The sequence below is a fragment of the Streptococcus mitis genome, assembly GCF_946188585.1.
Classification (GTDB): Bacteria; Bacillota; Bacilli; order Lactobacillales; family Streptococcaceae; genus Streptococcus; species Streptococcus mitis_DG.
Genome location: NZ_CAMHVI010000006.1, coordinates 50,278 through 72,328, shown reverse-complemented (window position 1 = coordinate 72,328; position 22,051 = coordinate 50,278). Strand labels below are relative to the sequence as shown.

Sequence of the window (22,051 nt, the reverse complement as noted above, 5' to 3'; positions counted from 1 at the left end):
TTTCAGATGAAAAGTGAAAATAGAAAAAATAAAAATTATTTTCAACACTCCAATTCCACAAGAAAAGAGACAGGAAATTCCTGCCTCTAGGCTGATAAACAATTATTTGCGGCGTCCTGGTCTTTCTTTGTAACCATAGTAAGAATCTTCGATGATTTCTTGCATGTGGTCAACCATTGGAAGACGTGGGTTAGCTGGTGAACATTGATCTTCATAAGCAAGGAAGGCCAACTCACGAGAATGTTCTTTCCATTCTTTTTCATCGATTCCTTGTGCTTTGAAGTTCATTTGGATACCTACGCGCTCACCAAGTTCGTAGACAGCTTTTGCGTAAGATTCCACACCTTCTTCCGGAGTAGAAGCTGGAAGTCCAAGCATGCGTGCGATATCTTGGTATTTTTCATCTGCACGGTAGTAGTTGTACTTAGGCCATGTTGCTGTCTTAGCTGGACGTGTACCATTGTAGCGGATAACGTATGGAAGCAAGATTGCATTTGTACGACCGTGGATTGTGTGGAATTGCGCACCAATCTTATGGGCCATTGAGTGAGAAATACCTAGGAAGGCATTGGCAAAGGCCATACCAGCGATTGTTGAAGCGTTGTGCATTTTCTCACGTGAATGGAAGTCTGCATTCTTAACTGAGCTTTCAAGGTTTTCGAATACAAGTTTGATGGCTTGAAGTGCGAGTCCGTCAGTGTAGTCGCTAGCCATTTGTGATACGTAAGCTTCAGTCGCGTGAGTCAATACGTCCATACCAGTGTCCGCAGCAACAAATCCAGGAACTGTCAATACCAAAGCAGGGTCTACGATTGCCACGGTTGGTGTCAATGAGTAGTCAGCGATTGGGTATTTACGGTTATTTGCTTTATCAGAGATAACGGCAAATGGTGTTACTTCAGATCCTGTACCAGATGTAGTTGGAATCGCGATGAATTTAGTCTTCTTACCAAGCAATGGGAATTTGAAGGCACGTTTACGGATATCCATGAATTTTTGAACAAGGTCGCGGAAGTCTACTTCTGGTTGTTCGTAGAAGAGCCACATTACTTTAGCAGCATCCATTGGAGATCCACCACCAAGAGCGATGATTGTATCTGGTTTGAAGGCACGCATGATTTCAGTACCACGTTCAACTGTAGTGATATCTGGATCTGGTTCTACATCAGCAAAGATTTGGTAAACCACCTTATTGCGACGAAGGTCAAGTTGTTCAATGATACGATCAAGGAAGCCAAGCTCTACCATGGCATGGTCAGTAACGATCATGACACGTTCTACGTCACGACATTTTTGAAGGTATTGAATTGAATCACGTTCAAAGTATGTTTTTGAAGGAAGTTTCATCCATTGCATGTTATTTCTCCGTCTTCCGACTTTTTTGATATTCAAGAGGTTAATGGCACTAACGTTATCCCCAACTGAGTTGCGTCCGTAAGAACCACATCCGAGTGTCAATGATGGCAAGAAGGCATTGTAAACGTCCCCGATACCACCGAAAGTAGAAGGTGAGTTACAGATAACACGAATAGCTTTAACAGCTTTACCAAATTCTTTAGTCAATTCTTCGTCAGCTGTGTGGATAGCTGCAGAGTGTCCAAGACCGTTAAATTCAACCATTTGACGAGCCTTAGTAATGCCATCTTCACGGCTTTCAGATTTCAAAACTGCGATAACTGGTGACAATTTTTCACGAGTCAATGGCTCGTTTTCACCAACTTCTTTACATTCTGCAGCAAGAATGTTTGTTCCTTCTGGAACTGTAAATCCTGCTTGTTCTGCAATCCAAGTTGCTGGTTTACCAACGATGTCAGCATTCAATTTTGCACCAGCACAGTTTTTGCTATTTGCTTTCACGCCGAAGCAGAACTCTTCAAGAAGAGCTTTTTCTTTTTTGTTTACAAAGTAAGTATGATATGATTTGAACTCTGCTACAAATTCATCGTAAATTTCTTTATCAATGATAACCGCTTGCTCTGAGGCACAGACCATACCGTTGTCAAATGATTTAGACATTACGATATCGTGTGCAGCTTGGCGGATGTTAGCTGATTTTTCAACATAAGCTGGAACGTTTCCGGCACCTACTCCAAGAGCTGGTTTACCACATGAGTATGCCGCTTTAACCATGGCATTACCACCAGTTGCAAGAATTGTTGCAACACCTTCGTGGTTCATAAGGGCACTTGTTGCTTCCATAGATGGTTCAGTAATCCATTGCACACAGTTTTCAGGAGCACCAGCTGCGATAGCTGCATCGCGGACGATACGTGCTGCATGAGCAGATGATTCTTGTGCTGATGGATGGAATGCAAAGACGATTGGGTTACGTGTCTTCAATGAAATCAAAGATTTAAAGATTGCTGTTGATGTTGGGTTTGTTGTAGGAGTAATACCACAGACAACACCAACCGGTTCAGCGATGAGAGTCAAACCTGTTACATCGTCTTCTTCGATAACGCCAACTGTTTTAGTGTGACGCATATTGTTTACTACGTGTTCACAAGCAAACAAGTTCTTAGTCGCTTTATCTTCGAATACACCACGTCCTGTTTCTTCAAAGGCATGTAAAGCCAATTCTCCGTGGGCATCCAAAGCTGCTACTGACGCTTTGGCTACGATGTAGTCAACTTGCTCTTGATCCAACTTACGCATTTCTTCAAGGGCAACGAGAGCTTTTTGCACCAAACCATCGACATGCTTTTCAGCAGCGAGTTTCTTTTCCTCTGGTGTCATAGTTTTTTTATCAGCCATATTTTCCTCCATAGCTTCCAAGGATTTAATCCTTTGTTAATTTTTTCACAAGTTTATTATAACGCATTATTTAAACTTTGTAAACAGTTTCATAAACATTTCACAAAGAATTTTTAAACCCTTGTGAAATTTTTCTCATTTTCTTTTCTTATCGCGTTTTTTCTTCAAAGTTTGTGAAATTTATTTCAAATATTTTTTATTTCACAAACTTGCTTGGAAGGGGGGCTTGGAAAGATAGGGATTTGCAGGTAAGCGCTTACTTTGTATTTCTAATAATACCTCCTTTGATAAGGAGGCTTTATTTTTGTTGAAAAACGCCTTGTTTAAAAGTCCCTTCATAAACGACTTCTTGTTCTGTTGTTAGTTTCCCTTTTCCTTCAGCCTGACCATTTACAAAATCACCTTCGTAGGTCCAGCCTTCTTTGGATTGAAAGGTACCTTTTCCGTTGAAGGCTCCATTGCTGAAACCACCTGTATACTGGTCTCCATTTTGGAAGGTAATGGTGCCTTGGCCATTCATTTTACCACGGACAAGACTGCCGTCGTAAACAATCGTTCCATTATCGAGTTTTAAGACACCTTTTCCGGGAATATTCAGAAAAAAGACGAGTACAGCACAGAAAACAATCGTAATCACTGCCAAAAGCTCTAAACGTGGACGAGTCAGATAGACACGATACTTTTCGTAAAAATTCTTAAGATTTTCCACCTTCACTCTCCTTTTCTAAACGTTCTAGCCAAACTTGACACCCCTCTTGAACACGCTGATAGGTCTCCTCAAAATCTCCTGTATACCAAGGATCTGGAACACTTTCAGATGCAAATGAGTAAATCTTATCTTGACAGTCTACTGGACACATTTGACGTAAGTCAGAAACATTTGAAGCATCCATACCGATAATATAATCAAAGGCTTCAAAATCTTCCTTACTAATCTGAAGCGATGTTTTGCCTTTGTCATAAGGAATATCATACTCTTGAAAAATTCCCTGAGTCCCCTTATGAATCGGATTGCCATGTTCCCAAGAGGACGTCGCTCGACTTTGGATTTCGTAATTATCTGTCATTGATTTCATAACAAACTCGGCCATAGGACTGCGGCAAATATTTCCTAGACAGACAAAGACTAGTTTTTTCATCCCATTTCCTTTCTTTTATAGAAAAACGGGAGTTAGTTATCCCGTCTTATTTTTCAATTGCACCTTCGAGTGAAGCTGTTTCTTTAAGTGGTAATACAGTCTTGATAGCAGCTAGTTCAAAAGTCAAGTAAACTCCATCTACATCAAGAACAATCGTTCTCTTCTCAGTATCTACTTCATCGACTGTTCCGTAAAGTCCACCGATTGTAATAACTTCATAGCCTTTTTGTAGTTTGTTTAAGCTTTCCATACGTTTTTGTGCTTGTTTCTTTTGAGAGCGTTGCATAAAGAACATCAAGCCCAACATCGCTACAAGCATAATCACAAATGTTAAATTTGGACTAATATTTTCCATAGTATTTTCTCCTTTGTCTTTTACATAGGACTACTATATCAAATTTCAGCTACTTTTACAAGATTGTACCTTGCTTTTCTAGTAAGAAAAAACCAGAGCTTGCGCTCTGATTCTTAGGATTATTTCAAGTCTTGAACGACTTTTACAAGATTTTCTACAGTAAAGCCATATTCTGCCAATACTTTTGGTGCTGGGGCAGAGGCTCCGAAGGTATCAATACCTAGAACGGCACCATCAAGACCAACATATTTGTACCAGTTTTGAGTTGCACCCATTTCGACTGCAACACGACGGCGGACTGCATTTGGAAGAATTTCTTCCTTGTATGCTGCATCTTGTTTATCAAAGACATCTGTAGATGGCATGCTGACTACGCGGACTTTTTCACCTTGACTAGCCAATTCTTTAGCAGCTGAGACAGCAAGATTGACCTCTGAACCTGTCGCAATCAAGATCGTATCAAAGTCTGCTGCATTTTCATAAACCACATAGGCACCTTTTGCAACCTTGTCAAAGTCTGTTCCTTCTTCAACAGTCAAGTTTTGACGGGTCAAGACAAGGGCGGTTGGTGTTTTTTCGCTTGTCACTGCAAGGTACCAAGCTGCTTGCGTTTCACGCGCATCTGCTGGACGGAAAACATTCAGATTTGGCATGGCACGAAGACCTGCTAGGTGTTCAACTGGTTCGTGCGTTGGACCGTCTTCCCCAACCGCGATTGAATCGTGGGTAAAGACATAAGTCACGGGAAGTCCTTGTAAGGCTGACAAGCGAACAGCTGCCTTCACATAGTCAGAGAAGACGAAGAAAGTTCCACCGTATACACGAAGTCCACCATGAAGAGCCATCCCGTTCAAGATTGTTCCCATGGCAAATTCACGAACACCAAACTGAATGTTGCGGTTCAAGCGGTTGGAATCGTCTTGAAGTCCGTCAGTCTTGATATAAGTCATGTTTGAGTGAGCAAGGTCAGCTGATCCACCTAGGAAGGTTGGTAACTTAGCCGCCACAACATTCAAGGCATCTTGGCTTGAATTACGAGTTGCTTGAGAGAAACCATTTTCTAAAGCTGGGAAGTCTGCTGGAGTCACTTCAACTGGATCACGTCCATCAATAATGGCTTCTACTTCTGCAGCCAATTCTGGATGCGCTTCTTTATAGTCAGCAACTAATTTTGTCCAAGCTTCATAAGCTGATGCGCCACGGTCTGCAACATTTTCTTTGAAATCAGCATAAACTTGTTCTGGAATTTTAAATGGTTCGTAGTCCCAACCAAGCGCTTGACGAGTTGCTGCAGTTTCATCTGCTCCAAGAGGAGCACCATGTACAGCATTAGTTCCTTGTTTGTTTGGAGAACCATATCCAATCACAGTCTTCACTTCAATCAAAGATGGTTTACCTGAAGTTTTAGCTGTTTCGATAGCAGCATGGATAGCTTCCAAGTCTGTTCCATCTTCAACCAAGGCTGTATGCCAACCGTAGGCATTGTAACGGTCACGAACACTTTCTGTAAAGGAATCCTTTGTCTCACCATCCAAGTTAATGTCATTTGAATCATAAAGAACAACCAACTTGTCTAGTTTTTGCAAGCCCGCATATGAAGCCGCCTCGCTTGAGACACCTTCCATCAAATCTCCGTCTCCACAGATAACGTAAGTATAGTGGTCAAAGATGTTGTAGCCTTCACGGTTATATTTAGCTGCCAAGAAACGTTCTGCTTGGGCAAAACCAGTAGCAGTTGAGATCCCTTGACCTAAAGGACCTGTCGTAGCATCAATCCCTGCTGTATGGCCAAATTCTGGGTGACCTGGTGTTTTTGAACCCCACTGACGGAAGCTCTTAATCTCATCCATGCTGACATCTTCAAAGCCAGAGAGGTGAAGAAGGGCATACAGGAGCATTGAACCATGGCCTGCTGAAAGAATAAAACGGTCACGGTTAATCCAGTTTGGTTGAGTTGGATTGATACGAAGTTGTTTTGTAAAAAGGCTGTAAGCCATTGGAGCTGCTCCCATAACCACACCTGGGTGACCTGAGTTGGCTTTGTTGATGGCGTCAATACCTAGGAAACGGATTGCATTAACAGATAGATTTGACATAGAATTTCCTTTCTATTTGAGGTGATTATTGAATCACACATTCTATTTTACTATTATATGAAAAAATACATAGAATAGCAATTAAACAATTCGACGCTAGATAAGTCTCATAATTTCTACTCTCTGGTAGCCTGATAGTAGGGAAGTAAGCGTTCATAAGCATCTTCTAATTTTTCTAAAATCACTTCTAATGATTGATTTTCTATGATAGAAACATCTGATTTAACTAACACTTTTCGGATTTCTTGACTGCCTATCTTCTCAACTAAGACCTGACGATTTTCCTCAGTAGCCTCCATCTTATGACTTTCTCCATTTGAGTAGACTAAGTAATAAACACCTTCTACTGGTGGAATTTCTAAAACCTTGGCCTGCTTGCCTAGAGTTTGCTCATCTTTTTTGCGCTCGATGAAACTGACTTCTAGTGAGACTCCAAAATCAGAAGAACTTCCGTACAAACGTAAGGCAATCATAGGTTCTGTCACTTGTCCGTCTCTCTGTAGATAAACCCAAAAATGTGGTCGTAAACGTTGCGCCTGATTCATCCACTGACTTGTCTGTTGGAGTTGCCATTCTGGATGACTTATCTGAAATGCTTTAGCCAGTTCTGTAAAGGCTTTTCGAGCCTCTTGACCTTTATGGCGGAATTCCAGCATTTTCTCTCGTTCTTCCCCAGCTTTATCTGGATTACGGTACTGCAAACCTGCAAAGTCTAGATAGTCTCTTATCTTATTCAACATCCGTTTAACCTCCTCTAGCTAGCAAAAAATCAGGATAAACCTGATTTTACTTATTCTGTATCTACAACGACATAGCGATTTGGCTCATCACCTTCAGAGTAACTAGTCACGCCATCCATACGTGAAATAATACGGTGGATAATCTTGCGTTCACTATTTGACATAGGATCTGTCTGATGGCTACGACCTTCTTCTAAAACACGAGTCGCCAATTTTTGCGCATAGGTCTGCAAGACTTCTGCACGATGTTCAACGTAATCATTAACATTAATAGTAATGTAGAAAGTTCTTGAATAGCGGTTATAAAGATAATTTTGAGCCAACAGTTGCAAGGCCTTCAATACTTTACCATGATAACCGATAATACGACCTGGCTCATTAGTATCAATTTGTAGATTGATGCTACGACGGTTATAGTCATTTGAAATCGTCGCCTCAACGTCCATATCATCAATGATTGTTTGGACATAAGTCGTTACTTCCGTAGCCACTTGTTCAATATCAAAGCTTGGTTCCACCTTTAAGCCCAAATCTTCTAATTCTTGACTTTCAGTTTGTTCAGCTTGATTCTCGACAATAGGAATTTCTACTTCTTCTCCGAAACCAGCTTCTTCAAGCTGTAATTCATTTAAAATCTCAATATGCCCAGTTTCTTCTAAAATGGTGTTAGCATGTTTTTCATTTTTCAAGATTTCAGCCTTGACTTCATCAGAAACCCCTTGGCCTTCTTCTTCAATCTTTTTAATTGCTTCTACAACATGTCCCAAATCAACGGTTGCTTCACTGACTGTTTTGACCGGTTCATTTTGTTCATTAATTTCTTTGGGAACACCCTTGACAGCCTGCTGATTAGCTTTAATGACCGTTGTTTCACTAATAGCCTCAATGTCAACTTGAGCTGGTTTTTTACCAAATAAACCAAGAAATCCATTTTTTTCACGAGAAATGACTTTAATGTGAGCCTTCATTCTTGGAATATCTAATTCTTTCAATCCTTTCTGGATTGCTTCTTCAACAGTTGAACCTGTAAATACTACCATTACCAGATTCCTCCTTATTATTTCGTTTTCTGAGCCTTTTTCTTGGCTTTTCTTTTTCTATTTTCCAAATCTTTTTGTGCCTGTACTACGGCCTCGCGCTCTGCGATAATCTTGAATGGATTATTCAAGAAATAGGTTTGCAAGACTTGATAAGCATTGGACACTGTCCAGTATAGGGCGACTCCACCTGGCGCATAAACTGCAAAGATAAAAATCAAGACTGGAATCCCATACATCATCGCAGTCGTAGCGCCATTTCGCTCAGACAAGGCCTTATTAGATAACCAAGTACTTAAAAAAGTGAATACAGCTGCTAAAATCGGAAGCACAAGTGTTGTATCCACACCACCAAGGTTAATCCATAAGAAATGACCTGTCTTCAAAAAGTCAACCCTTGATAGGGCTTGGAACAAGGCCAAGATGAGCGGCATCTGAATCAAAATCGGCCAAAGAGAATCCGACTGTCTGACACCCATTTCTTTAAAGACTTTACGCATTTCCTGCTCTAGCTTGGTTCTGCTTTCCATATCTCGACCCGGATATTGTTCTCTCAACGCCTTAATACGTGGTTGAGCTTCCTGCATTTTTCTGGACGCCACCATTTGCACTTGAAAGACTGGCAAGAGTACTGTACGAATCAAGATTGTAAAGAGAATAATCCCTACTCCGATACTGATATCAAACGATAAAAAGCGAATGACTTCTGCAAAGAAGTAAACAAACTTACTCCAAAAATCAGTCGAATCTGCCGTAATATCGCTAGTTGTCCCATTAGTTGCACAGGCTGTCATGATAAATAGAGATAGACCTAGCAAACTAGTCAACTGTAGTTTCTTTTTCACTCCCATTTCCTTCCTGGTAAATCTTTGATAATTTTAATACGTGGAGTAGATTTTTCTCCATCTCTGCGTATTCCAAGGTTTCGACCCCTTTTCGAGCAATGACAACAAAGTCGACATCTTCTACCAGACTCCCTTTTGCATTCTGGATAATATGTCGGATTCGTCGCTTAATCTGATTTCTAGTGACGGCATTCCCCAGCTTTTTGCTAACTGATAGACCTACTCGAAAATGGTTTTTCTGGTTTTCTAGTTGGTAGACAACAAATTTGCGATTGGCAAAGCTTGTCCCCTTCTTGAAAATCGCCTTAAAATCTTTCTCTCTTTTTACACGAAAGTTTTTCTTCAAAACTCAACTCCATCTATTAAATTACTACTATTATACCATATTTTTCAAAAAAGCCAATCATAGCAAGGTTTTGGACAATTTCATCAGAAAAAGAAGCTGGAAAAATCACTTTTCCAACTCCTTATACGGAATATTTTTTCTAGTTTTACTTATTTTTCAAGCGTTCAACATCACGAGCAATGACTAATTCTTCATCTGTTGGAATAACCAAAACACGAATTTTCGCTGCCTCTGTTGAGATGTCTCCTGTCACACCGAAGACGTTCTTTTCATCATCAACATCACAACCAAACCAAGAAATTCCTGAGATAACATCCTTACGTACAGCAGCTGCATTTTCTCCGATACCTGCTGTGAAGATAATGGCATCTGCTCCATTTAGGACTGCAAGGTATTGACCGATATGTTTTTGAATGCGATCAACATACATTTCATAGGCCAAAGTGGCATCGTGGTCCCCTTCTTCCATAGCAGCAATTACATCACGCATATCACTAGATTTACCTGAAACACCCATAAGCCCTGATTCACGATTAAGGACGCGGCTAATGTCTTTAGGTGTGTTAAAGTCCTCTGTATATTGCATTAAGTAAGGAATGATAGCTGGGTCAACATCCCCTGTACGAGTTCCCATCATCACACCACCAAGTGGAGTGAAGCCCATTGAAGTATCGACAGATTGACCACCCTTAACAGCTGTAATAGATGCACCATTACCAATGTGGCAAGTAATCAATTTCAAGTCTTCTAATGGACGTCCCAAGAGTTTTGCAGCTTCTCCTGCTACAAACTGGTGGCTTGTACCGTGGGCACCGTATTTACGAACCTTGTTTTCTGTGTAATATTTTGTTGGTAGAGGGTAGCGATAAGCTTTCTCTGGCATACTTGTGTGGAATGAAGTATCAAAAACAACTACACTGGTAATGTCTGGCAACAATTCCTTAAAGGCACGAACACCTGCTGCATTGGCTGGATTGTGGAGAGGGGCTAACAAGCTCAATTCTTCGACTTTTTCTAAAACATCACCTTCAACAACTGTTGATTCTTTGAAGTATTCTCCACCGGCAACAACACGATGTCCAACACCTGTAATCTCATCATAAGCCTTGATGATGTCGAAACGAATCAAGTCATCCAATAAGATTTTAACAGCTTGTGTATGATTTTCGATATCCAAAACTTGTTGTTCAGAACGGCCATCAAATTTTACAGTTGAAATCGAATCTTTCAAACCGATACGTTCAATCAAGCCTTTCGCCAATACTTTTTCTTCTGGCATTAAGTATAATTGCCATTTTAAACTTGAACTTCCTGCATTGATTGCAATTGTTTTTGTCATAACAAGACTCCTCTTTTAAGCGTTTTCATCTATTATATCAAAATCTATTTTATATTTCAGTACCTTGAGTCCATTTTTGAAAATTTTCTTTAAATTTCATTAAAACACTTGCATCTTGCAAGCTAGCAAGTGGATAAACAAAAGGCTCTACTGCTATTTCACTTTTCTTCTGTAGGATAAAAATAGTCTTAGATTGTTTAGCACTAGCAAAGAGATTTTCAGGCAGACTAATCATGGCAACCAGACTGGCCTCTTCTTTCAACCAGCCTTTCAACAAATCACTTTGAGGACTGGTCAACAGATCACTCGGAGCTAGAAAAATAGCATATCCATCTGACTTGAGATACTTAAGTCCTTGTTCCATGAGCAAGTGATGGGCGTAAGTATGTTCTTGACTAGAAGCAACTTGATGGCGCGACGCAACGGCATCATCAGGATAATAGCCAACAGGCAAGTCGCTGATGACCACATCGCTTTCTTTGAGCATTTGTGGACGAACGGCATCTCCTTGGACAAAGCCAGCCTGCAAACCAATTACATCTGCCATACTAGCTGCCAAATCAATCAGCAAATCATCCACTTCCATTCCCAAGTAATCAACTTTTTTAGCAAGCGAGGTCAAGAAAGTAGCGCCTAGAATTCCCATCCCGGAACCCATTTCGAGGATAGTGATTTCCTCCTCTTTAAACAACTCTTCCACAATAAACACCAAAAGTAAAGCAATGGCATCTGGTGTAAATTGGTGATTGGCCTGCAAGGGTTCTGTTTGCCCAGCCTTCATCAAGAGGAACTGGTAGGTCTTGAGCCATTCTCCCTTGCGAAGCGCTAAACGCTTAAGGGCCTGATTGTTCTCCTTGACCTGATTTAGCTCAGTCTCACCATCCAGATAGATGCTGTTTTGCTCCACCAAGGCGTCATAAAAATTGGTCGCCAAATCACTTTGGATAACTTGGACATTCTCTAGTAAATACGTATAAGCTTGTTCAATTTTTTCAAAATCCATATTCCTATCTTATCAAATTTCCCTTCTTTTTTCCATCCTTATAGAAAAATCACTCCCTGACTAGGCGAGTGATTTTTGAGTTACTGTTAAAAAGAGTTCTGAGTAATTTCCTTGAAACAGGTCTTCAGCGCTATAGAGGATCTGACTATGCACAGATGAAAAGCCATGCTCAATTAGCTGTTCTTCCAGTTCAGCTAAATCAAATCCATGATGATTAGACTCCGTCTTGGTAAAATCAGCAATGAGGAGTCGCCCATCCTCCCTCAAATATTGATGAAACAGTGAGAGAGCTGCATCCAAATCAGGCATATGGTGAAGAACCCGACTAACGACAATGAGATCAAACTCTTGCTCCAAGGGATTTTCCAATAAATCTTGCTCCAAAAACTGGATATTCTCGATGTCTTGCTGCTCCGCTTTCAAACGAGCCTGCTCCAGCATTTTCTCAGAAATGTCTACAAGAGTGACAGATTTAGCCTGCTTGGCTAGGGGCAAGGCTAATAGACCCGTCCCTCCGCCGAAATCCAAAATTTCTTTGTCTGATAGAAAATCAATCTGTTTCTCAACTGCTTGACAAACCAAGTTTGCAAGAAAGATATTTTTAGGGGAATCGAAAGTTTCTGCTTTGTGGTTAAAATCATGTTTCATATTTTTAGTTTAGCACAAAGTAGTTGAATTGACTAGGAATTCTCTTTCTTTTCAGACTTCTCTTCTGATTTTTTCTTTTCCGCTTGATTACTTGAATCAGTCACTACCTTTTCCTTTTTATCCGTTTTCTCTTCTTTGATTTTAACTAACGGAAATAAGAACTCATATTGGCTCTTAGGCGTACGAACCGTCGTCACTAAGCTTGTTTTCTTGTTTTGATAGCTTACCTGACCTAGGTTAAAGACCTGTTCCCCACTTTCTTGCTCAACCTTATCTTTGGTTCGTTTGGCCATAGCAAAAGCGATTAACTTTTCTTTATTCAAAGCATAGTCTTGATAGTGGGCGACTTGTCTGTTCAAATAAAATTGTAACAAAAGACTAAAGATGGCTGCCATTGTGACTGCGTAGAGGAGAACTCCCGCCTTAACTTTTTTCTTTTTCCACACGATAGATGAACTCCCTTTCTAAGCCTTTTTGGAATTGAAAACGAAAGCGAACCAGTTGATTTTCCTCTATAATCTGAGCTGATTTGAGTCCATAAACCATAGGTTGATAACCTCGTCCACTGGCATCAGTTTTTCGAAAATCGTCCGATTTAGACTTGCCTATCGCAATTTCCTTGCCATCCTGCTTCATATAAATGCGATTGCCTTCTACTTTTTCGAACTGCGAACGGTCTAATTCTGCCTCCAGCTGGTCTACAAACAAGAGCCACTCTTTTTGCTCACTTTGCTGCTGGTAGCGAACTTCTGAAATGAGGAGCTGACTCATGGCTTGAAAGAGAAGTAAGCTTCCACTGATGACAATAAGGGCAATCAGCGATTCTAACAGGGTAAAAGCCTTGATCTTATGGCTCTTTGATAGCCAACAACTGTTCTGAACCATAGTAGACCTCCAATCCTTTTTCACTAGAAAACACCTGAATCTCAACTCCGTTTATGTTTACCTGATTTTGACCTGTCTGCAAGGCCATCTTAGCTACCCTCAAGACTTCTTCCTTTTGCAAGATTTTTACTTCTTCTTGCCTATTTTTCTGAATTTGTCCCAAAAGGAGAGTCGCAATGCTGGCAAAGATAGCTAGAGCGACTACGGCTTCCAGTAAAATCACTGCCCTAATTTTTTGTTTCCTTAATGCGTTTAATTTTTCCATTTCCTAGATATAATTGATAACGAATCGCTCCTTTGCTGGTCTGAAATTCAACCTTATCCAAGGACGAATTGCCCCCAGCTCGGTCAAATGTGATACTTTGGCCTGATGGTGCCTGAATTCCTTTAGGAACAGTCAATTTTTGACTGCCATTGCTAATGGTCTTTCCGTCTATGCTCAAACTTGTCTTTTGCTGACTGGCTGCACTGCGTTTTTGGTTTTCCCGATAGAGTTCTTCAAACTCCATAAAGAAAATCTGCTCCTCTACCGCCGCAAAAGTGGACTGAACAGAGCCGGACAAGCCCAAGGCAAGGATACTCACAAGTCCCAAAACTAAGAGACTTTCAAACATGGTAAAGGCCTTAATCATTGACTTTACGATTGGCTCCTCCGTTTTTATCATGGTATTCTTTATAAGCCTTAGCCTGTTCTTCTGTGATTCGCCCATCTGCTTGTAACTTACTTAGGCTAGCATCTTCATTCTTATCTAAGCTATAAAGTTCTGCCTGGCTTTCCACTACCTTAACAACAGCAGCTTTTCCTTTGTCATTGACCGCCTCTTTTTGCTTGGTCAAATTAGGTACAAAGAGCAAGAGAAGCACGCTGATGATGAGCAAGACCACCAACATTTCCACAAGCGTGAAAGCCTTCACTTTCGCTTTTTTCAAGAATGTCATCATTTTTTTCATTTTAAAAATTTACCTCCATATTTTGATACATGGGCATGAGCATTGCCGCGTAAAGTAAAACGATAATCAGAGCCACAAAGATAAAGACCAGTGGCTGCACCAGATTCATGGTGCGATTGACTCGGGTAAAAAATGCTTCCCAAGTTTTTTCAGCATAGATTTCCAACTCACTACCCAGTTTAGACTTGACTTCTCCATACTCGATGATGAGACTCAACTCCTTTTTAAAGAAAGGATAAATTGCTATGGTTTGAGAAAATTCCCGACCATTTTGTAGGGATTGAGCTAAGTCTTGACCGATTTCTTTAAAGAGTTGGGAACCTTGTTCCTGCATCATCTGAAATATCTGCGTCAACTCCATTCCTTGAGAAATCATATTACCCCATTCACGCGCATAATAGGCTGTCAAATAGGTCTGCACAAAAATTCCAAAGAAGGGAAGGCGTGCTAAGATAGAAAAGACCCGCATCTTAGAACTTCTTTTATAGAAAGTTAGTGCTAAAAGGGTAAGTAGAGAAACAAACCCTACCATGCCTAGAAAGATTTGTGGCAGATGGCCGATAATCTGAGTGGCAATATTGCTACTATCCAGTTGTGGTAGTAGGTAGTTCCGTAGCCCCAGCATGATTAAGAGAAGAAATCCCAGCAAAATCAAAGGATAGGTCGCTACTTCAATTAATTTTTTCTTGACCTTGGCCAGATTGTCTAGATACTCTTCTATCTTTCCCAAACTCAGGTGAAGATTCCCATGAACTTCAGCTAGAGATAATTGAGTAACAATAGCACTTGAAAAGCCCAAACTTTCCATCATTTCTGAGAATGATTTCCCCTGAGACAAGCCCGTGCGCATCTGGGTCACACACTGCTTGTCCAACAAAGCACTCCTATCTAAAAAAGAGATGGTCTCTACCAGATGAAAACCGCTGGAAAAGAGATTGTTAAACAAGGTAATGATATTTTTTTGCTTAGCTGTAGCTAATTTTTTCCGTTTCAGCCTGAAGACTTGTGATATGTCCATCTTTAAGAAGCTGGTCAATCTGTTCATTCCAGCTAGTTGGCTGGTGTTCTTGATAGTCTTTATTTGCAAAGTCAACGATTCCTCCTCCCCCGATTAATCTCTGGTAGCAGACTCCTTGCAGAACGATTGCCAATTCCTCCTCACTCACCCCCAACTCCAACAGGCGTTCATAAACACCTCGGATACTCTTGGCATGAATGGTTGAAAAGACTGTCGCCCCTGTCAAACTGGCTCTGACCACTGCACGCGCTGTCTCGCTGTCCCGAATTTCTCCGATAATCAAGAGGTCAGGACGATGACGCAAGGAAAGTTTGATTAGATTTTCATAGGTCAACCCGATTGCTTCATTTAACTGCAACTGGAGCATATCCTCTTGTTTGATTTCTACCGGATCTTCAATGGACATGACTTGTTGTCCCTTAAAAAGAGACTTGGCTAATTCGTGCATCAAGGTCGTCTTACCACTGCCGACTGGACCAGCAAAAAGATAAAGTCCCCGTTGCCTGTACTGCTTGCCCAATTCTTCAATATCCTGAAACCAAAAATGCAAATCCTGCTCCTCATCGTGCAACAAGCGAATGACTAAACTCTCATGTCCTCGATAATCGCCTACAGTAGATAGACGTAGGGACGCCATCTTATCGTCATAGGCATAATCGCAGGAACCTAGCTGACTACGTCGCTTTTCTCCAACATTCATACCCGACACAAACTTAAAGTGACTGATGACAGCCGCAAACTTTTCAAAATCATAACTACCAATTTTACAGCGCTCGTCTCCCACCCTCATATGAAGCTCATAGGCGTCTAGCTTAGGAACAAAATAAATATCCTGCGCTCCTTTTTTCCGAGCTGAACGAATGATTTCTTGTGCAATTTCTTGAACCATACTTACCTCCTCACCTATACTATTCGCAAAGATTTGGAAAAATAAAAAAAGCAACTTCAAAAAAGTTACTTTTTCTCTATTTTACTTTCATACGGCAAGAACGGTGCCTTTCCTGACCAGTTTGTTTTTCATAGCCTGGGCGTAGTTTTTCATCTGGAATAACCTGCTCGTCCTGCAAAAGAGCCAAAGAATGGTATTGTTGTAAATACTCATCACATTCATCGCACCAGCGTTGGTCTTCTGGATCCCAAAAAATGGTCATCAAGTCGCTTCTACTTTTATAAAGAGGGGATTCTTGTTCCAATCTAAACCAGCAAGTCTTGTAGTATTTGAGAGCATCATAATACTGATCAAATTTCTTACTTGCTACAATATCTTCTTCCCAACCTTCTAAGAACCACCAAGGTTCAAAATCTCCGTACATTTCTATAACACGATACATGTTCATTCATTCCTTTGTACCGTATATTATAACCAATTCCGCCAAACAAGGAAAGAAATATGCTCATTTCTTAATTTTTTGATAAAAAATCCAGCCATCTGATGGATGACTGAATTTCTATTTGCTTATATGATAAAAACTTTTTGGTTCTTAAGCTTCTGAAATATCATTTTCGATAATGACCTTAATAGCATGGTGGTCTGCTGCCTTACCGAAGACTTCATAGGCTTTTTCAATTTCACTTAGTTTGAAATAATGAGTTACCAATTTTTCTGGTTCAATCTTATGACTTTCAAGTGCTTTCAACAATTGTGGAGTGGTATTTGTAGATACCAAACCAGTTGTTACATTGATGTTGCGAATCCAAAGTTTGTCCAAATCGAATTCAACTGGTTTACCATGTACACCACAGTTGGCAACTGTTCCGTCTACACCGATAATCTTTTGACAGAAGTCAAATGTTGCAGGAATACCAACAGCTTCGATAGCAACATCTACACCACGGCCATCTGTCAAATCATAAATTTCTTTAATAGCTTTTTCAGGGGCTGAAGAATTAACCTTATGAGTCGCACCGAATGATAAAGCAGTTTCCAAGCGGTTATCGTCTAAGTCCACCATAATCAATTTGGCTGGTGAGTAGAACTGAGCTGTCAAAAGAGCAGCCAATCCAACTGGACCTGAACCAATAATGGCTACGCTACAACCAGGTTCTACTTTCCCTTTCAAGACACCAATTTCATATCCAGTAGGCAGAATGTCTGATAGCATAACCAAGGCTTCATCTGACAAGTCTTCTGGAGTGTGGTAAAGAGTGTTATCTGCATGAGGGACACGTAGATACTCCGCCTGCATACCGTCAATCAAGTGACCGAAAATCCAGCCCCCTTCGTCTTCACAGTGGGCATAAATTCCTTTTTTACAGTAGTAACATTTACCACAAGCACAGACACAAGAAATCAAGACCTTGTCACCTTTTTTGAAGTTAGACACTCCTTCTCCAACTTCTTCAACAATCCCAATCCCTTCGTGACCAAGAATGGTACCACTTTGACAAGCAGGAACATCCCCTTTGATAATATGGAGGTCTGTTCCACAAATAGTGGTTTTTACGATACGCACAATAGCGTCTGTTGGCTTGCGAATCACTGGTTTGTCAACGTCAACAAAAGAAGCAAGTCCTGGTTTAACATAAGTATAGGCTTTCATAAAGTACTCCTCCGTTTTTTTATTTGTACTATTTATAATATAATTGTAAGCCTTTTCATTTGTTTCTTCAAGCTTTTTTGTGATTTTTTTAACTTTTTTATTTACCGGTAAAGTACCATACATAAAAAAGCAGAAGCCAGTCTGCTTTCATCCTTAACAAAGAGAAATTTCACTACTCCATAAGAACTTTCGATTAACATCAAACGACTAAACAAAAATGATATTACTGATAGATGGGGAATATTCTTCTATATCATTGAAACACTAGGACATCCAAAACAATTGCACTTTCAGTAAATTTCTATACTAAAATTACGAATAATCTCTGCAATATTATCTAGGTTGCAATATATATTAGACATTTTACTAACAATTTTTATAATAGCTTTTGTCTTTAAGAGCACAATAACGGCCTTGCTTCTCACTTAACGAGATTCAAGACCGTTATTTAAGATTTTTATTTTATAGCTCTATCTTCTACTATTTGATTGTGTTGAAGATGAACTTGATGTACTGCTAGAGCTACTACTTGAGCTTGGTGTAGATGAGAAACTACCAATAATACTTGACCAAGCATTTTGGTAATCTGCTTCACTTCCTCCAATAGCAAAGTGATAGCTTGTCGTTGGAGCTCCCACCTTGGTAGCCCAATAGCTTGTTACAGTAGAACCTGAAAGATCCACTGTTCTTCCATTAACGGATACTTTGCCAGGTTTCTGCCCTGTTGATCTGAGGACCTGAGATTGAGTCACACTAGAATCAAGATTAAAGCGTTCATTGCCCCAAACACCAGGCTCAGCCTGTTGGATAGCATTGACCAAGTGGGCCATATATTTGGCATTTCGATAATGCCCAGCCCCCTTAGCCATTGGACGGTTGTCATCGTGACCTAGCCAACCACCTAGAGTCAATCTTGGTGTCGAAAGCATGAGCCACATATTTTCATCTTCATTGGTTGTACCAGTCTTACCAATCCAGTCTGCACGAGCTAAACTTGAATTGATAGAAGCCAAGTCCGTTTGGAAACTTGAAGTGATCCGAGATGAAATCACCTCACGAAGCAAACTCTGCATGATCGTTGCTGTTGCCTTCGAATACACTTGAACTGGTTTGTCTTGGAACTCATAGATTACTCTACCATCAGATGATTCAATCTTAGAAATCACATGTTTTTGATGGTAGACACCGTTATTGGCAATTGTTTGATAACCATTGGTATGCTGGGCAACTGTGACTTCAATCCCACCACCCATAGGCAGACTTTCGATACCGTACTCTGGAATCTCGTAACCCATTTTTTCCATATAGCTCTTAACATCGACACCTTTTTCACGAAGCATGCGATAAGTCCAATAGGCTGGAATATTCCATGAATAGTTTAAAGCATCACCCAAATTGACCATATCTGTACCTTTACTACTACCATGCACAATCGGACTACCATTTGCAAAATTTGTAGGATAATTTGACAATATGCTAGCACTTCCCATCAAACCTTGGTCAATGGCAATTCCGTAGGCCAGCAAAGGCTTGGTTGTAGAGGCTGGTGAACGCTTGGTGTCAAAGGCGTGATTGTTTTGGTTAGTCTGGTAATTACGACCACCAACAAAGCCTAGAACAGCCCCCGTTTTATTGTCCATCAAAACATTCCCTACTTCAGGCTGCCCAGTCGAATCATCTACCAAATGACCATAGTTAGCAACTGCATTTTGCATGGCCGCATGGATTTTTTTATTGATCGTTGTAGTAATTTTGTAGCCACCATTACTTAGTTCCTGCTCAGCTCTCTCATGATAAGCCTTTCGAATCGCTTCATTTTTCAACTCTTGGCTCGAAACATTATCCTGTCGAACTAAATAATCATACATACGGTCTGTCGCTTCAGCCATAGCTGTAAAGTAGAGATAATCCCTCGAAACAACATTGACAGTTCCTGATGGCAAGAAGTCTTGCTTGAGATTATAATCCTTGTACTGGTCGTATTCTTCCTGAGTCAGAGCACCCGTACGGTACATGTTGTAGAGAACATCCTTGGCCCGCTTCAAACCAAGTTCTAAGTCTTCATCACTCTTTAACTCTCCAGTATTTTCATAAGGGGAATAAGTAATCGGACTCTGTGGCAAACCTGCTAGGAAGGCAGCTTGGGGAATACTCAACTTTTTGGCATCGATACCAAAAATCCCTTCAGCAGCTTGCTGGGCACCTGCAATATTCTGCCCTTTATGATTTCGACCAAAGGGAGCAACATTGAGATAAGTCGTCAAGATTTCATCCTTACTCATGCTACGTTCCAAGGCAAGGGCATCAACAATTTCTGTAGCCTTACGAGCCAAAGTCGGAGCATCTCCGACCACTTGTTGCTTGATTAACTGTTGGGTCAAGGTCGAGCCCCCACTAGACGAGCCCAAACCTGCAAAAGTTCCCAAAGTCGCCCGAATCACAGCTTTTGGCACAACCCCGTTATGTTCAAGAAAATGTTCATCCTCAGTAGCAACGATAGCCTTTTTGAGATTGTCCGATATTTCCTCAGATGAAACAGAAGTTCGCAGTAGGTCACTCTCGATAGAAGCGATAACACTCCCATCTGCGTAAACAATTTCTGAGATGGAAGAAATATTTTTAACCTGCTTGACCAAATCCTCCGATTGGGGAACCTTAGCCTTGTCAAACAAAGCAACTCCATAACCAAGAGCTACACCAGCACCAAAAAGCCCACCGATAAAGCCTAGAATAAAGAGAGTATTCAAAATTCCCTTAATAGCAACTAAAATGCTACCTAGGATAGCCAGAACTTTCCCACCTGTCCCATCCGACTTCTTCACTTCTGAGACTTTCTCTGATTTTCTATGATTTATTTTTGATTTTACTCGCTGGAAAAATTCCAGCATTTTTCGTTTTAATTCATTTAATTGATTTTGCATGGATTTCCTCACTCTATCTATTATACCATAAAAGGTAAACTTTCAATAAAATAGCTACTTTCTTCCTTATTCTACTAGGCTATTGCCCGAGTTTGTGATACAATAGGTAGAAACAATATTTTATAAAGGAGAAAAGACACATGCACATTTTTGATGAGCTAAAAGAGCGTGGTTTGATTTTTCAAACGACTGATGAAGAAGCTTTGCGTAAAGCCCTAGAAGAAGGTCAAGTTTCTTATTATACTGGCTATGATCCAACTGCTGACAGCCTTCACCTAGGCCACCTTGTCGCAATCTTGACAAGTCGTCGCTTGCAGCTAGCAGGTCACAAACCTTATGCGCTCGTTGGCGGTGCTACAGGTCTCATCGGAGATCCGTCCTTCAAAGATGCTGAACGTAGTCTCCAAACAAAAGACACAGTAGATGGCTGGGTCAAGTCTATCCAAGGACAACTTTCTCGTTTTCTTGACTTTGAAAATGGGGAAAATAAAGCTGTCATGGTCAACAACTACGACTGGTTTGGCAGCATCAGCTTCATTGACTTCCTCCGTGATATCGGAAAATACTTTACTGTCAACTACATGATGAGTAAGGAATCTGTGAAAAAACGGATTGAAACAGGGATTTCTTACACTGAGTTTGCCTACCAAATCATGCAAGGTTATGACTTCTTCGTCCTTAACCAAGATCACAACGTAACGCTACAAATCGGTGGTTCTGATCAGTGGGGAAATATGACAGCTGGTACTGAATTGCTTCGTCGTAAGGCTGACAAGACAGGCCACGTTATCACTGTTCCACTGATCACAGATGCAACTGGTAAGAAATTTGGTAAATCAGAAGGAAACGCAGTCTGGCTCAATCCTGAAAAGACTTCTCCATACGAAATGTACCAATTTTGGATGAACGTTATGGACGCAGACGCTGTTCGCTTCTTGAAGATCTTTACTTTCTTGTCACTTGATGAGATTGAAGACATTCGTAAACAATTTGAAGCAGCGCCACACGAACGCTTGGCTCAAAAAGTCTTGGCTCGTGAAGTCGTTACACTTGTTCACGGAGAAGAAGCTTACAAAGAAGCCCTCAACATCACTGAGCAACTCTTTGCAGGAAACATCAAAAACCTTTCTGTTAAAGAGCTCAAACAAGGACTTCGTGGAGTGCCAAACTACCAAGTTCAAGCAGATGAAAACCACAATATTGTGGAACTGCTCGTCTCATCTGGTGTGGTTAACTCAAAACGCCAAGCCCGTGAAGATGTCCAAAATGGAGCTATCTACGTAAACGGCGACCGCATTCAAGACCTTGACTATGTCTTGAGTGACGCAGATAAGTTAGAGAACGAACTAACTGTTATCCGTCGCGGTAAGAAAAAATACTTTGTATTGACTTATTAAAAAGAAGACTGGAGGCATTTGCCATCCAGTCCTTTTT

At 40.7% G+C, this 22,051-nt stretch carries 23 protein-coding genes; 1 reads left to right on the top strand and 22 read right to left on the bottom strand.

Annotated elements, in window-relative coordinates:
* Positions 1-102: 102 nt before the first annotated feature.
* The 22 genes from adhE to pbp1b all read right to left on the bottom strand — a co-directional run bounded on the left by adhE (position 103) and on the right by pbp1b (position 20,617).
* Complete coding sequence (gene adhE / locus N8M66_RS07870; RefSeq protein WP_261046707.1) at positions 103-2,754, bottom strand: bifunctional acetaldehyde-CoA/alcohol dehydrogenase; 2,652 nt, start codon at positions 2,752-2,754, stop codon at positions 103-105.
* Between the two features lie 298 nt (positions 2,755-3,052).
* Complete coding sequence (locus N8M66_RS07865; protein ID WP_261046705.1) at positions 3,053-3,463, bottom strand: MORN repeat-containing protein; 411 nt, start codon at positions 3,461-3,463, stop codon at positions 3,053-3,055.
* On the bottom strand, positions 3,450-3,893 hold the full coding sequence (locus N8M66_RS07860; protein ID WP_261046702.1) for a low molecular weight protein-tyrosine-phosphatase: 444 nt from the start codon (positions 3,891-3,893) through the stop codon (positions 3,450-3,452). Before N8M66_RS07860 ends, N8M66_RS07865 begins: the two co-directional genes overlap by 14 nt.
* A 46-nt stretch (positions 3,894-3,939) precedes the next feature.
* Positions 3,940-4,239, bottom strand: coding sequence for a preprotein translocase subunit YajC (yajC, locus tag N8M66_RS07855; protein ID WP_049540522.1), 300 nt, complete (start codon positions 4,237-4,239; stop codon positions 3,940-3,942).
* Between the two features lie 128 nt (positions 4,240-4,367).
* On the bottom strand, positions 4,368-6,344 hold the full coding sequence (gene tkt, locus N8M66_RS07850) for a transketolase (protein WP_261046699.1): 1,977 nt from the start codon (positions 6,342-6,344) through the stop codon (positions 4,368-4,370).
* Between the two features lie 116 nt (positions 6,345-6,460).
* Positions 6,461-7,084 (bottom strand): ribonuclease P, encoded by a 624-nt coding sequence (locus tag N8M66_RS07845; RefSeq protein WP_261046696.1) that lies wholly within the window; start codon positions 7,082-7,084, stop codon positions 6,461-6,463.
* Positions 7,085-7,134: 50 nt separating this feature from the next.
* Positions 7,135-8,124 (bottom strand): RNA-binding cell elongation regulator Jag/EloR, encoded by a 990-nt coding sequence (gene jag, locus N8M66_RS07840; protein ID WP_261046694.1) that lies wholly within the window; start codon positions 8,122-8,124, stop codon positions 7,135-7,137.
* Positions 8,125-8,141: 17 nt separating this feature from the next.
* A complete protein-coding gene (locus tag N8M66_RS07835; RefSeq protein ID WP_261046692.1) occupies positions 8,142-8,966 on the bottom strand; it encodes a membrane protein insertase YidC in 825 nt (274 codons plus the stop codon).
* Positions 8,941-9,312, bottom strand: a complete 372-nt coding sequence (gene rnpA, locus N8M66_RS07830) for a ribonuclease P protein component (RefSeq protein WP_201058651.1) — start codon at positions 9,310-9,312, stop codon at positions 8,941-8,943. The genes N8M66_RS07835 and rnpA overlap by 26 nt, the downstream gene beginning before the upstream one ends.
* A gap of 145 nt (positions 9,313-9,457) precedes the next feature.
* Positions 9,458-10,651, bottom strand: a complete 1,194-nt coding sequence (locus N8M66_RS07825) for an acetate kinase (RefSeq protein ID WP_261046690.1) — start codon at positions 10,649-10,651, stop codon at positions 9,458-9,460.
* Between the two features lie 49 nt (positions 10,652-10,700).
* Entirely contained in the window at positions 10,701-11,654 is a 954-nt protein-coding gene (locus N8M66_RS07820; protein ID WP_261046688.1) for a class I SAM-dependent methyltransferase, read from the bottom strand.
* A 60-nt stretch (positions 11,655-11,714) separates the two neighbouring features.
* On the bottom strand, positions 11,715-12,302 hold the full coding sequence (locus N8M66_RS07815; RefSeq protein WP_261046687.1) for a class I SAM-dependent methyltransferase: 588 nt from the start codon (positions 12,300-12,302) through the stop codon (positions 11,715-11,717).
* Positions 12,303-12,334: 32 nt separating this feature from the next.
* On the bottom strand, positions 12,335-12,748 hold the full coding sequence (gene comGG / locus N8M66_RS07810; RefSeq protein WP_261046684.1) for a competence type IV pilus minor pilin ComGG: 414 nt from the start codon (positions 12,746-12,748) through the stop codon (positions 12,335-12,337).
* On the bottom strand, positions 12,726-13,187 hold the full coding sequence (comGF, locus tag N8M66_RS07805) for a competence type IV pilus minor pilin ComGF (protein ID WP_049486617.1): 462 nt from the start codon (positions 13,185-13,187) through the stop codon (positions 12,726-12,728). Before comGF ends, comGG begins: the two co-directional genes overlap by 23 nt.
* Positions 13,150-13,452 (bottom strand): competence type IV pilus minor pilin ComGE, encoded by a 303-nt coding sequence (gene comGE, locus N8M66_RS07800; RefSeq protein ID WP_261046682.1) that lies wholly within the window; start codon positions 13,450-13,452, stop codon positions 13,150-13,152. The genes comGF and comGE overlap by 38 nt, the downstream gene beginning before the upstream one ends.
* Positions 13,415-13,819 carry a competence type IV pilus minor pilin ComGD gene (comGD, locus tag N8M66_RS07795; RefSeq protein ID WP_261046718.1) on the bottom strand — a complete coding sequence of 135 codons (405 nt, stop codon included), beginning with the start codon at positions 13,817-13,819 and terminating at the stop codon, positions 13,415-13,417. The genes comGE and comGD overlap by 38 nt, the downstream gene beginning before the upstream one ends.
* Positions 13,812-14,138: a comG operon protein ComGC gene (comGC, locus tag N8M66_RS07790; protein ID WP_201058645.1), complete on the bottom strand. Its 327-nt coding sequence runs from the start codon at positions 14,136-14,138 to the stop codon at positions 13,812-13,814. Before comGC ends, comGD begins: the two co-directional genes overlap by 8 nt.
* Position 14,139: 1 nt before the next feature.
* On the bottom strand, positions 14,140-15,156 hold the full coding sequence (gene comGB, locus N8M66_RS07785; RefSeq protein WP_261046716.1) for a competence type IV pilus assembly protein ComGB: 1,017 nt from the start codon (positions 15,154-15,156) through the stop codon (positions 14,140-14,142).
* Positions 15,104-16,045 (bottom strand): competence type IV pilus ATPase ComGA, encoded by a 942-nt coding sequence (comGA, locus tag N8M66_RS07780; RefSeq protein ID WP_261046676.1) that lies wholly within the window; start codon positions 16,043-16,045, stop codon positions 15,104-15,106. Before comGA ends, comGB begins: the two co-directional genes overlap by 53 nt.
* 76 nt (positions 16,046-16,121) lie before the next feature.
* On the bottom strand, positions 16,122-16,487 hold the full coding sequence (locus N8M66_RS07775) for a DUF1033 family protein (protein WP_125393785.1): 366 nt from the start codon (positions 16,485-16,487) through the stop codon (positions 16,122-16,124).
* A 150-nt stretch (positions 16,488-16,637) separates the two neighbouring features.
* Entirely contained in the window at positions 16,638-17,696 is a 1,059-nt protein-coding gene (locus N8M66_RS07770; protein WP_261046673.1) for a zinc-dependent alcohol dehydrogenase family protein, read from the bottom strand.
* A 470-nt stretch (positions 17,697-18,166) separates the two neighbouring features.
* A complete protein-coding gene (gene pbp1b / locus N8M66_RS07765; protein WP_261046672.1) occupies positions 18,167-20,617 on the bottom strand; it encodes a penicillin-binding protein PBP1B in 2,451 nt (816 codons plus the stop codon).
* A gap of 140 nt (positions 20,618-20,757) precedes the next feature.
* Here pbp1b and tyrS point away from each other — a divergent pair, with 140 nt between their 5' ends.
* On the top strand, positions 20,758-22,014 hold the full coding sequence (tyrS, locus tag N8M66_RS07760) for a tyrosine--tRNA ligase (protein ID WP_000546884.1): 1,257 nt from the start codon (positions 20,758-20,760) through the stop codon (positions 22,012-22,014).
* The last annotated feature ends 37 nt before the right edge of the window (positions 22,015-22,051 follow it).

What these genes read in the sequence shown, in the direction of transcription:
- tkt (WP_261046699.1), bottom strand. Translation starts at nt 6,344, where the DNA reads ATGTCAAATCTATCTGTTAATGCAATCCGTTTCCTAGGTATTGACGCC.
- N8M66_RS07820 (WP_261046688.1), bottom strand. Translation starts at nt 11,654, where the DNA reads ATGGATTTTGAAAAAATTGAACAAGCTTATACGTATTTACTAGAGAAT.
- comGD (WP_261046718.1), bottom strand. Translation starts at nt 13,819, where the DNA reads ATGATTAAGGCCTTTACCATGTTTGAAAGTCTCTTAGTTTTGGGACTT.
- comGE (WP_261046682.1), bottom strand. Translation starts at nt 13,452, where the DNA reads ATGGAAAAATTAAACGCATTAAGGAAACAAAAAATTAGGGCAGTGATT.
- N8M66_RS07845 (WP_261046696.1), bottom strand. Translation starts at nt 7,084, where the DNA reads ATGTTGAATAAGATAAGAGACTATCTAGACTTTGCAGGTTTGCAGTAC.
- jag (WP_261046694.1), bottom strand. Translation starts at nt 8,124, where the DNA reads ATGGTAGTATTTACAGGTTCAACTGTTGAAGAAGCAATCCAGAAAGGA.
- adhE (WP_261046707.1), bottom strand. Translation starts at nt 2,754, where the DNA reads ATGGCTGATAAAAAAACTATGACACCAGAGGAAAAGAAACTCGCTGCT.
- pbp1b (WP_261046672.1), bottom strand. Translation starts at nt 20,617, where the DNA reads ATGCAAAATCAATTAAATGAATTAAAACGAAAAATGCTGGAATTTTTC.
- N8M66_RS07770 (WP_261046673.1), bottom strand. Translation starts at nt 17,696, where the DNA reads ATGAAAGCCTATACTTATGTTAAACCAGGACTTGCTTCTTTTGTTGAC.
- N8M66_RS07860 (WP_261046702.1), bottom strand. Translation starts at nt 3,893, where the DNA reads ATGAAAAAACTAGTCTTTGTCTGTCTAGGAAATATTTGCCGCAGTCCT.
- N8M66_RS07825 (WP_261046690.1), bottom strand. Translation starts at nt 10,651, where the DNA reads ATGACAAAAACAATTGCAATCAATGCAGGAAGTTCAAGTTTAAAATGG.
- comGB (WP_261046716.1), bottom strand. Translation starts at nt 15,156, where the DNA reads ATGGACATATCACAAGTCTTCAGGCTGAAACGGAAAAAATTAGCTACA.
- tyrS (WP_000546884.1), top strand. Translation starts at nt 20,758, where the DNA reads ATGCACATTTTTGATGAGCTAAAAGAGCGTGGTTTGATTTTTCAAACG.
- comGF (WP_049486617.1), bottom strand. Translation starts at nt 13,187, where the DNA reads ATGGTTCAGAACAGTTGTTGGCTATCAAAGAGCCATAAGATCAAGGCT.
- comGC (WP_201058645.1), bottom strand. Translation starts at nt 14,138, where the DNA reads ATGAAAAAAATGATGACATTCTTGAAAAAAGCGAAAGTGAAGGCTTTC.
- N8M66_RS07815 (WP_261046687.1), bottom strand. Translation starts at nt 12,302, where the DNA reads ATGAAACATGATTTTAACCACAAAGCAGAAACTTTCGATTCCCCTAAA.
- N8M66_RS07775 (WP_125393785.1), bottom strand. Translation starts at nt 16,487, where the DNA reads ATGTATCGTGTTATAGAAATGTACGGAGATTTTGAACCTTGGTGGTTC.
- comGA (WP_261046676.1), bottom strand. Translation starts at nt 16,045, where the DNA reads ATGGTTCAAGAAATTGCACAAGAAATCATTCGTTCAGCTCGGAAAAAA.